Annotated in this window: 8 protein-coding genes; 3 read left to right on the top strand and 5 right to left on the bottom strand. The window is 73.6% G+C overall.

The window, feature by feature from the left end:
• Nucleotides 1-165 precede the first annotated feature (165 nt).
• On the bottom strand, nt 166-1,560 hold the full coding sequence (locus ACZ4UB_RS11130) for a DUF1996 domain-containing protein (protein WP_468069803.1): 1,395 nt from the start codon (nt 1,558-1,560) through the stop codon (nt 166-168).
• Nucleotides 1,561-1,574: 14 nt separating this feature from the next.
• Nucleotides 1,575-2,303, bottom strand: a complete 729-nt coding sequence (locus tag ACZ4UB_RS11125) for a DUF4142 domain-containing protein (RefSeq protein WP_468069801.1) — start codon at nt 2,301-2,303, stop codon at nt 1,575-1,577.
• Nucleotides 2,304-2,576: 273 nt separating this feature from the next.
• Between ACZ4UB_RS11125 and ACZ4UB_RS11120 the strand changes: the two genes are divergently transcribed.
• Both ACZ4UB_RS11120 and ACZ4UB_RS11115 read left to right on the top strand, forming a co-directional pair.
• Complete coding sequence (locus ACZ4UB_RS11120) at nt 2,577-3,209, top strand: hypothetical protein (RefSeq protein ID WP_468069800.1); 633 nt, start codon at nt 2,577-2,579, stop codon at nt 3,207-3,209.
• Between the two features lie 79 nt (nt 3,210-3,288).
• Nucleotides 3,289-3,963 (top strand): DUF6445 family protein, encoded by a 675-nt coding sequence (locus tag ACZ4UB_RS11115; RefSeq protein ID WP_468069799.1) that lies wholly within the window; start codon nt 3,289-3,291, stop codon nt 3,961-3,963.
• A gap of 49 nt (nt 3,964-4,012) precedes the next feature.
• On the opposite strand, the gene ACZ4UB_RS11110 is transcribed toward ACZ4UB_RS11115, so the two are convergent.
• Nucleotides 4,013-6,283 carry a HelD family protein gene (locus ACZ4UB_RS11110; RefSeq protein WP_468069798.1) on the bottom strand — a complete coding sequence of 757 codons (2,271 nt, stop codon included), beginning with the start codon at nt 6,281-6,283 and terminating at the stop codon, nt 4,013-4,015.
• 180 nt (nt 6,284-6,463) lie between these two features.
• Entirely contained in the window at nt 6,464-6,898 is a 435-nt protein-coding gene (locus ACZ4UB_RS11105) for an SH3 domain-containing protein (RefSeq protein WP_468069796.1), read from the bottom strand.
• A 194-nt stretch (nt 6,899-7,092) separates the two neighbouring features.
• Between ACZ4UB_RS11105 and ACZ4UB_RS11100 the strand changes: the two genes are divergently transcribed.
• Entirely contained in the window at nt 7,093-8,799 is a 1,707-nt protein-coding gene (locus ACZ4UB_RS11100) for an aspartate:alanine exchanger family transporter (RefSeq protein WP_468069794.1), read from the top strand.
• Between the two features lie 15 nt (nt 8,800-8,814).
• On the opposite strand, the gene ACZ4UB_RS11095 is transcribed toward ACZ4UB_RS11100, so the two are convergent.
• Nucleotides 8,815-10,080 carry a Gfo/Idh/MocA family protein gene (locus ACZ4UB_RS11095; RefSeq protein WP_468069793.1) on the bottom strand — a complete coding sequence of 422 codons (1,266 nt, stop codon included), beginning with the start codon at nt 10,078-10,080 and terminating at the stop codon, nt 8,815-8,817.
• Between the last annotated feature and the right edge of the window lie 190 nt (nt 10,081-10,270).

The raw sequence follows: 10,270 nt of genomic DNA, 5'->3' as shown, positions 1-10,270 counted from the left end.
CGGCCCTCCCCCCCCCCCCCCCCCCCCCCCCCCCCCCCCTCCCCCCCCCCCCCCCCCCACCCCCCCCCCCCCCCCCCCCCGGAGCCGTACTCGCGACGGCGCTGGGGAGGTGGAGGGGGACGCCGCCCCGAGGGTCTGGTGCCCCCGGGACCCGGGGGCCGGGCGTCACCGGCAGGAGCGCCCGTCGTTGATACAGCGCACCGCGTTCGCCATGAGCCCGTTCGACATCACGTTGATGAAGTCGCCGTGGTCGGTGACCGGCTTGTGCAGCTGCTCCGGGAAGCTGTCCACCGCGAACCGCGAGCCGGCCGGCACCCCGTAGACGATCCGCTGGACCAGCTGCGGGATCGCCTTGAACCCCGCGGGGCAGGACCCGTTCGCCGCGGCGAAGGCCACGTGGGTGCGGTGGTTGGCGCTGTCGGTGTTGCGGCCGTCCCAGCAGCTCTGGAAGGTGAAGGTCCGCACGACGTCGCTGCCCTTGGGGCAGATCGGGTACTTGTCCTTGAGCTGGCGGTTCTCGAATCCGGTGCAGCTCCAGGACGCGTTGGCGTTGGCGACGCCGTTGGTGAAGGCCTTGGCGTCACCGGTGATGATCCGCAGGAACCGCGGCATGGCCGTGACCTTGGCGGCCGGGCTGCCCTTGAAGTCGGTCGTCACCTGCTTCGGCTTCAAGATCGTGCCCACATTGGCGTCCTGGCCGCCACCGGGCGCCTGCGCGTCGCGTTCCGCGCGGCCGTCGCGCAGCCGCAGCACCGGCCAGTAGTAGGTGGACTGGTCGCCGTTGGTACAGGTGGTCCCGGCCGCGGCCAGGCTCTGGTTGGTCGAGAAGGCGTCCGTGGTCTTGTTGCCGACGTAGTCGTGCATGTGGTGGGCGCCGTTGCCGACACCGGGCGCGACGATCACGTTGTCGGGGTTCAGGTGGCGGTTCTCGTTGCGGCCGCAGTTCACGGCGAGGGACCCCGTCGAGGCGCGGGAGGAGGGGGCGGGGGTGCGCACGTTCGGACGGACGGTGTTGATCGCGACGAAGTCGCCGCGCGCCGGGCCCCCGCTCCCCGCACCGCCCTTGCGGGCCGCGTCCTGGGCGCCGTCTCCGGCGGCCGCGGCGGCCTTGGGCTCGTCCGCCGGGTCCGCGGCCTCGGCCTGCTTCATCACGCAGGATCCGAGCGCCTCCAGCCCTTCGGGACGGGCGGAGGCCCGGCCGAGCGCGTCGGTGAGCCGGCCGATGGTCGCAGCGCGCTGCTGCTTCAGCGTGCCGAGCAGGGCGTCGCCGCGGGCGCGGCCCGAGGCCAGCTTCGTGTAGGCGTCGGCGACCTGGGCGTCGAGCTGTGCGAGGTTGTCGTCGACCTCGGCGCGGGCCTGCTCGGGGACGGTGCGCAGCTTGTCGCCGACGTCGGGGCAGTCGATGGTGGCGGTCACCGGGGCGCTGCGGGTCGCGTCCTGGCCCGCGGAGGCCTGCTGGGTGACGATCACGACTCCCCCGCCGCCCAGGGCGAGGGCGGCGGCGAGGGCGAGGGCCTTGTGCGTCGGCCTCAGACGGCGTTTGTGGCCGTTCTTGCTCATGCGATCACTTCACTTCACTTCGTCGGTCGGGGGACCTGGGAGGGGGAAGGGGTGGGGGCGGGGGTGGCATCGGCGAGCCCGTCGAAATCGACCAGCCCGCTGGCTTCGAGGACCGAGATGTGGTCCAGCACCGTGGTGTTGGCGTCCGTGGCCAGCTGGCGGACCATGGAGTTGCGGGTCTGCGCGCGGATCTGGGCCACCAGGGCGAAGACCTTGCCGTGCGCCCGACGCAGCAGCTGGACGAAGAGCCGTTCGTACTCCGCGCCCTGGGCGCGGTCCAGTTGGCCGAGCCAGCCCTGCTGCTGGTCGCTGGGGCGGTCGGGCAGGTCGATTCCGAGGGCCTCGCCCACCTCCAGGACGCGGCGGTCGAGTTCGGTGTGGCCTTCGACCAGGTGCTCCCCGGCGGTGCGCACGGCGGGCCGGGTGCCGCGCTGTTGGGCCTGGCGTCCCGCGGGCAGTTCCCAGAGTCCGGCGAGCCGCACCTTGCGGACGAAGTCCCGGTCCTGGGGGCTCAGTGGGCCGAAGGCCGTGCTCAGGGTCCCGGCGCCGTCGTCGTCCGCGGCCGGCGCTTTGGCGGCCGCGGCCGCGGCCGCCGTGGCGGCGTTCTTCCCGCCGAACTTCTGCACCGGGATCAGCAGGGCGACCAGGGTGAAGGCGAGGGCTCCGATGACCACGCCCGTGCCGATCACCTGGCGCGAAGCGCGCGACATGCCGGCGAGGGACGAGCGGCGGAATGACAGCACTGTGCCTCCTTGTGCGGGTCCGGGAAGCCGCGCCGTGTCTGCCCGCGGCGCGGTGCTCCCGGGTGCCAAGGGACGCTAGGCGAGTTGGGGGGCCGCGAAGGAAGGGCCATCACGAACGGACAAAGATCCGGGCGGCCCCCCGGGCGGATGGTACGGTTCCGCCCGGCCGTCCCCGGATCGCCCGGGCAATCCACCCGTTCGCAACTCCTGTGTCACGAGGCGTGGTTGAGTGGCATCGAGCCATGTGGAAGCCCTCGTGACAGGAGACGCGCGATGCGCCGGTACGGACCCGCCCGCCCCGCCCTCACGGCCCTGACGACCCTCGCGCTCGCCCTCGTCGTGACGGGCTGCAGCGGTGACGACGGCGCGTCGAAGGAGGTCTCGCAGGAGGGCAAGGGGGGCTATCCGTGGGTGGCCACCGACGAGATCTGCAACGCCCTGCCCTACGAGAGGCTGACCGACCTCCTCGGCGCCCGCGAGGAGGTCGCCGATCGGGCCAAACGGACCAAGGGCGGCTCCCCCGGCTTCACCTGCACCCAACCGCTGGTGGAGCGCGGCGGGGTCGCGTACGGGGGCGTGAAGGTCGAGGTGGGGTTCAGCTTCACGGAGGGCGTCGACTTCGCCAAGCAGGTCTTCGCCACCGGCCGCAAGAACACCCCCACCACCGTGCCGGACGGCCATCTGGTGGACGTCCCGGGCGTCGGCCGGGAGGCCATCCGGTTCGGCTACGACAAGCCGACCGACCTGCACCAGGTCCGGGAACTCCAGCTCAGGGACAGCAACTTGCTGCTGACCGTGGTGCTCACCGCGGACGCCCGCCAGCAGCCGACGCCCGAGAGCCTGGGGAAGCTGGACGCGGCCGTCGACTCCTTCGCCCGGGGCGTCCTCGACGCCGTCGCGAAATGACCGTACATGAACAACCCTTGACGCAAGGTTGACGCTCCCTTCGACCGCCCCGGCCGCCCCGGCCGTTACGGTCCCTCCCATGTCCACACGACCGACCGCCCTCCCGGTCCTCCCCTACCGCAAGCCCACCCGGGGCCGCGACTACTGGGTCCTGGACGACGTGCTCCCCGACCCGGACGCGGTCCGGGAGCGGGCGCTGGCCAGGGACGACTGGACCGAGGGGTACCCCCACAAGCCCGAGAGCTGGCCCGGGCTGCGCGTCATGCCGGGGCTGGACCCGGGCGAGCTGGAGCGGGTGGAGCGCCTGGTCCGCAAGGCGACCGGCGCCCGCGAGCTCTGGGCCGAACGGCCCGCCGGCGGCGGCACCTTCAACCACAACTGCGTGCAGGTCGTCGGCGCGGGCGAGTGCGAGCCCCGCCCGCACACCGACTCGCGCAGCCTGTGCCGCTACGCCGCCGTGCTGTACCTCAACCCCCGCGTGCCCAAGGGGTGCGGGACCAGCTTCTACCGCCAGAGCCTGCCCGGCGGGGTGCTCGGCGGCAACCAGGTGATCGCCCCGCACAACACCCTGGTCGACGCCCTGGGCACGCGGTTCGTCGCGCCGGACTCCTTCGTCCCCGACGTCGAGGTCCCGCACCGCGCCAACCGGCTGCTGCTCTACTCGGCGAACATGATCCACAGCGCCACCGACTACTGCGGCACCACCCTGGAGGACAAGCGGATGACCGCCGTCTTCTTCTGGAAGGCGACCTGACCCCGCCGCCCGCACGGGTGCGGGCGGCGACGGTCACCACGAGGGCGTCTCAGCCCAGCCCGGCCGGGAGCCGGCCCGTGTGCAGCACGCCCACCGCCTGCGTGGCGCGCGTCAGCGCCACGTACAGGTCGCTGGACGACAGGTCCGCGGGCTCGACCACGACGACCGTGTCGAACTCCAGCCCCTTGGCCTGGCGCGGGTCGAGCAGGACGACCGGCCGGGTCAGGTCCGGCTCCTCCCCCAGCTGTACGTCCACGTCCGTGGCGGCCAACGCCGCCGCCAGCGCCGCGTGCAGCGGCCGGGGCGCGATCACCGCGAGCCTGCCCCGCGCCCCGCGGTGCTCGGCGACGGCTCCGGCGACCGCACCCGGCAGGTCGTCGGCCTCCCGGACCCAGGGCGCGACCCCGGTGGAGCGCACCGAGCGGGGCGGTTCGAAGTCGGGGTGGTGGGCCCGCAGCACGGCCGCCGCGAGCTCCATCACCTCGGCGGGCGTACGGTAGTTGACCCCGAGCCGGGCCAACTCCCAGCGCTCGCCGACGTACGGCTCCAGGATCCGCTCCCAGGAGCCGCAGCCGGCCTCGTCGCCCGTCTGCGCCGGGTCGCCGACCAGGGTCATCGAGCGGGTGGGGCAGCGGCGCATCAGCAACCGCCAGGCCATTTCGGACAGTTCCTGGGCCTCGTCGACGATGACGTGTCCGAAGGCCCAGGTCCGGTCGGCCGCGGCGCGCTCGGCCGCACTGCGGTGGTCCTCCTCCTCCTGGCGCTCGGCCATCCGCTCGGCGTCGATGAGGTCGTGGGCCGCGAGGAACTCGCTCTCCTCGTCCTCGAACTCGTAGGACTCCGAGCCCTGCGAGAGGTCGAGCACGCCCTGCGCGTACGCGACGCGCCGCTGGCGGTCGCGCTCCTCGGCGGCGCGCAGCGCGCTGTCGTCGGTGCCGAGCAGCTCGGCGGCCTCGTCCAGCAGCGCGACGTCCGCCGGGGTCCACGCGCCGTCGGTGCGCCGGACCAGGTCGGCCTCCTCGGGTGCCAGGTGCGTGGGATCGGCGAGGAAGTCGGTGATCAGCCGCTCCGGGGTGAGGGAGGGCCACAGGACGTCGATGGCGGCGTGCACCGCGCCGCTGGTCGCGATCTCCTTGCCCAGTTGGGCGATGTCGTCGGGGCCGAGCAGGTTGGGGCCGCCGTAGGGGTCGGCGCCGAGCCGGTCGGCGAGCTGCTCGGTGAGCGCGTCGATGATCCGGAAGGCGAAGTAGGGGCGGGCGAGGTTGTGCGGCAGGCCGGTGGCGCGGGCCCGGTCGCGGGCCTCGTGCGCCATCGTGCGGTGCAGCAGCAGGGTCCCGTAGTCGTCGTGGTCGATCTCCAGCGCGGCCTCGGGGACGGTGTCCGTGTCCTCGCCGAGCCCCGCGGGCACGTGCTCCGGCAGCGTCTGGCGGTCGCTGACGACCCGGGCCAGTACGTCGGCCATCGCGGCGCGGCCCTTGACGGCCGCGGCGCCGGGCCGGTCGGTGGCGGTGGCGTGCACCCCGGGGAAGAGCTCGCCGAGGGTGGCGAGCAGCACGCCCGTCTCCCCCAGGGCGGGCAGCACCTGGCCGATGTAGCCGAGGAACGCGGGCCCCGGGCCGACGATCAGGACCCCGCGCTTGGCGAGCAGCTCGCGGTGCGCGTAGAGCAGGTACGCCGCGCGGTGCAGGGCGACGGCCGTCTTGCCGGTGCCGGGGCCGCCCTCGACGACCAGCACTCCGCGGTGCGGCGAGCGGATGATGCGGTCCTGCGCGGCCTGGATGGTGCGCACGATGTCGTGCATGCGGCCGGTGCGGGCGGCGTCGAGCGCGGCGAGCAGTACGGCGTCCGCGTCGGCGCCCTCGTGACCGGTGCGCTCGGCGTCGGTGAGGTCGAGGATCTCGTCGTGCAGGGCGGTGACCCGCCGGCCGCGGGTGGTCAGGTGGCGCCGCCGGCGCAGCCCCATGGGGTGGTGGCCGGTGGCGAGGTAGAAGGGGCGCGCCACCTCGGCCCGCCAGTCCAGGACGAGGGGGGTGCGGTCCGCGTCGTCCTGGCGGATTCCGATGCGGCCGATGTGGTGGTCACGGCCGTCGGAAAACTCCAGTCGGCCGAAACACAGGCCGTTCTCGCCCGCGTTCAGGGCGGAGAGCAGCCCGGATTGTTCGGCGACCATGACGTCGCGCTCCAAGCGGGCCTGGAAACCGGTCCCGATGTCGCGCAGGGCGCCCCGTACGGTGCGTTCGGCCTGTTCGCGCAGGTCGTCGAGGCGGTCGTACAGCTCAGTGATGAATTGCTGCTCATTCTCGAATTCCGCGGTTGACAATTCCACTCCCGACGCGATACAGTGTTCCCATAAGCTTGTTCATGGCTTCCGCATGCCCCTTGAGGCCGGGAAGTCGTGAATCATCAAATATACGCAGAGAAATACCCCGGTCGTCAATCCGACCGGGGTATTTCTCTTATGCGGAACCCAGACGCTTCAGGCCTTCGGGGGCGCGAACGCTCAGAGCCGGCACCACTTCACCGGGGTCAGGTCCTTGACGTAGCGCGCGGCGACCCACGCCTCCACCTCGGTGTCGAGGCGGTACCAGAGGTGGTTGCCCCCGACCTTCTCGCCGCGCTCCTTGCAGAGGATCTCCAGCTTCTGGTGCGGGTACACCCGGCCCAGGTCGCGCGAGTGGGTGGTCGGCCCGCTGCGGACGGTCAGCGGGCCCTTCGAGACGACCTTGCCGAGCGCGTACTCGTACTGCGGGTCCTTCTCGGGCTTCGGCACGGCGCCCGGGTGACGCGCCGCCCACTGCTCGTTGGACATGATCTGCGTCGCCGGACCCTCGTCCGCCACCGCGGTGCCCGCACCGCTCAGACCGAGCAACAGAGCGCCCGCGGCGAGGGCGAGGACCGTCCTGGTGGGCTTCGACGTGATCGAGGTGATCGACATGTGCGGCTCCCGTGCGAAGACTTGCGGCGACCCGTCCGGTCGCCCGGGACGACTATGGCCCCGCTCCCCCGCCGGCCCCGGGCCGCCGCGCGCGTCCGATCGGGTGGACCCGGCCGGCGGGCGGGGCTCCGAAGCGGCCGCGGCCGCGGGGCACACGGAGGATGGGCGGACGCGGACCGGGGAGGCGGACGTCCATGGACTGGCTGCGCGCGCACGTCTTCGAGCCGTACCCGGAGCTCCTGGTCTTCCTCACCGTCGCCGTCGGCTTCCAGATCGGCCGGATCCGCTACCGGACCTTCGCGGTCGGGGCGGTGACCGGCTGCCTGGTCGCCGGGCTGCTCATCGGTTCGCGGACCCACGTGGAGATCACCGGACCGATCAAGTCCGTCTTCTTCCTGATGTTCCTCTTCGCCCTCGGCTACGACGTGGGGCCGAAGTTCTTCCGCTCCCTGCGCAAGGACGCCGCCCCGCAGGTCCTGCTCACCGTCGTCGTCTGCGTCAGCGGCCTCGCCGTCTGCTGGGGCCTGGCCCACCTGCTCGGCTACGGGCCCGGGCTGGCCGCCGGGCTGCTGGGCGGGGCCCTCACCCAGTCCTCCGTCATCGGGGTCGCCGCCGACACCATCGGCCAGCTGCCGGGCCTGGACACCGCCGCGGCACAGGAGCAGGCGCACCTCGTCGCCGTCGCCTACGCCGTCACCTATCCGCTGGGCACCGTACTGCCCGCGATCCTGCTGCCCACCGTGTTCCCGCGGCTGCTGCGCCGGGACCTGGCCGTCGAGAGCGCGCTGCTCGGCGCCGAGCTCGAGAGCAGTGGGCCGGATCCGGACCTGGACGCCGGCAAGGGCTACTACCAGCACGTGCTGCGCGCCTACGACGTGGACGTGGAGGGGTTCGCGGGCCGCGGCATCGGCGAGTTCGAGGCGGAGCAGCGGGAGTTGGACCGGCGGATCTACATCACCCGGGTGCGGCGGGACGGGAAGGTCATCGACCACGACCCGCTGACCCTGCTGCGGCTCGGGGACACCGTCGCGGTGAGCGCCGTGCGCGGGGACCTGGTGGCCTTCGACGCACGGACGCACATCGGCATGGAGTCCGACGACATGGAGCTGCTGGGCTACCGGACGGAGACCCTGCACATCGTGCTCACCGACCGCGCCTACGAGGGCACCACGATCCGGACCCTGCGCCACGCGCACTTCATGACCGGGGTGTTCATCGTCAGCCAGGAGCGCGCGGGGGCCGAGCTGCCGATGGGGCGGGGCAACGCGCTGCGCCGCGGTGACACGCTGGTGATCACCGGACCGCAGCCACTCGTGGAGACGGCCGCCGCGCACCTGGGTACGGCGGTGCCGACCACCTTCGCGACCGACATGGTGTGGATCGCCAGCGGGCTGTTCATCGGCGGGTGCATCGGGATTCCGGCCCTGCACGCGGCGGGCGCCCCGCTGTCGCTGTCCACCTCGACCGGGGCCCTGTTGATGGGGCTGGTCTTCGGTCACGTCCGCAGCAAGCGGCCGACGTACGGGAACCTGCCGTCGGCGGCGCAGTGGCTGCTCGGCACGCTGGGGCTGTGCATGTTCGTGACCATCGTCGGGCTCAACGCCGGACCGAGCTTCGTGAGCGGGCTGGTCCGGGCGGGGTGGCCGCTGCTGGTCGGCGGGGCGGTGGCGACCTCGGTGCCGCTGCTGGTCGGGTTCCTCTTCGGCCACTTCGTGCAGCGCATGCCGCTCCCGCTGCTGATGGGCGCGCTGTCCGGGGCGCAGACCACGACGGCGGCGATCGGCGCGCTGAACGAGCGGGCGCGCAGCCAGATCCCGGGGCTGGGGTGCACCGTCCCGTACGCGCTCGGCAACGTGCTGCTGACCCTGTGGGGGTCGGCCGTCGTGCTGCTGACGGGCTGAGCCGCGCGGGCGCGCTCACCGCGGTACGTCGACGGGCGCGCCGAGGGCGCGGGCGCGCTCGGCGGCCCACACCAGGCGGTGCGTGGCCAGGCTGGTGCGGGGTCCGGAGAGCAGCAGGTCCGCGTCGCCGGTCGCCACCGCGGCCAGGAACGCCTCGGTCAGGGCCAGGTCCCCGCCGCCGTGGCCGCCCTGCGGCGCCCCTCCGTCCGGTGCGACCAGCTCCTCGCGGCCGGTGCGGAAGTCGGTGACGCGCAGGGTGGCGCCGTCGCCCTCGATGTGGCCGTGGGTGCCGAAGAGCCGGGTGCGGCGGTCGCTCATGGGCGTGAAGGCGCTGACGGTGAAGGTGGCGGTGGCGCCGTCGTCGAATTCCATCGCGACGACCTGGTGGTCGGCCGCGTCGTTGTCACAGGCGTACACGCAGCGGCCGTACGGCCCGGTGCGCAGTGCTTCGCGCACGGCGGCCCCGGTCGGTTCGGGCGTCACCGCGGACAGCGGCCAGAACTCGCGGCGCGGATCCCCGAGGCAGTCGAGGTAGAGGCGGGGCGCGGAGTAGGGGCAGTCGGGCTCGACGGAGCAGTCGGTGCAGCGGGCCGCGGCGCCGGGCGGGGCGCCCTCGGGCCGGAAGTGGGTGCGGCGGCCGTAGGACATGACGGTCGCCGGTACCCGGCCGAAGAGGTGCACGAGCCAGTCGAGGTCGTGGCAGGCCTTGGTGAGCAGGAGGGGGCCCGAGGTGTCGGAGCGGCGCCAGTTGCCCCGGACGAAGGAGTGCGCGAAGTGCCACCAGCCGACGGGCTCCAGGTGCTCGGCGCCGACGAGGCGGCCGATCCGGCCTTCGTCGAGGAGGGCCTTGAGGGTGCGGGTGTAGGGCGTGTAGCGCAGCACGTGGCAGACGGCGAGGAGGACGCCGTGGCGCTCCGCGGCGACGGCGATCCGTTCGGCCTCGGGCTCCTCGGCGGCCATCGGCTTCTCCACCAGGAGGTGGTGGCCGGTGGCCGCCAGGGCGACGGCGGGGGCGGTGTGCATCCGGTCCTGGGTGGCGATGATCGCGGCGTCGGCGTGGCGGCCGGCGGCGGCCAGGTCCTGCCAGTGGGGGTGGACGCGGTCGGGCGGGACGCCGAACTCGGCCGCGGCGGCGGCGCGGCGGGTGGGGTCGGGCTCCGCGAGGGTGGTGACGCGGCCGGCGCCGGTCGCGTGCGCGTGCCGGGCGTAGGTCAGGCCGCGCAGGCCTGCGCCGACCAGGGCCAGGGTCACTGGCGTGGGGTGGGGGTGCGTGGTCGTCATGCGGGGCTCCTGTGTCGGGGGTACGGGGTGGTCGGCTGCGGGGTGGTCGGGCCGGTGCGGCTCGTGGGGCCTCCGGCGGCGCCTCAAACGCCGGCGGGGCTGGAATCGCGGCGGCCCGAGGGGGCTGCGGTGGCGGGGCGTTCGGGCCGGTGCGGCCCATGGGGCCTCCGGCGGCGGGGCTGGAATCGCG

The organism is Streptomyces sp. NPDC028419 (assembly GCF_055565515.1).
This window is presented reverse-complemented; position numbering and strand designations above follow the sequence as displayed.

Excerpts from the sequence above, each read along its gene's own strand:
- ACZ4UB_RS11130 (WP_468069803.1), bottom strand. The coding sequence starts at position 1,560 with ATGAGCAAGAACGGCCACAAACGCCGTCTGAGGCCGACGCACAAGGCC.
- ACZ4UB_RS11120 (WP_468069800.1), top strand. The coding sequence starts at position 2,577 with ATGCGCCGGTACGGACCCGCCCGCCCCGCCCTCACGGCCCTGACGACC.
- ACZ4UB_RS11115 (WP_468069799.1), top strand. The coding sequence starts at position 3,289 with ATGTCCACACGACCGACCGCCCTCCCGGTCCTCCCCTACCGCAAGCCC.
- ACZ4UB_RS11105 (WP_468069796.1), bottom strand. The coding sequence starts at position 6,898 with ATGTCGATCACCTCGATCACGTCGAAGCCCACCAGGACGGTCCTCGCC.
- ACZ4UB_RS11100 (WP_468069794.1), top strand. The coding sequence starts at position 7,093 with ATGGACTGGCTGCGCGCGCACGTCTTCGAGCCGTACCCGGAGCTCCTG.
- ACZ4UB_RS11095 (WP_468069793.1), bottom strand. The coding sequence starts at position 10,080 with ATGACGACCACGCACCCCCACCCCACGCCAGTGACCCTGGCCCTGGTC.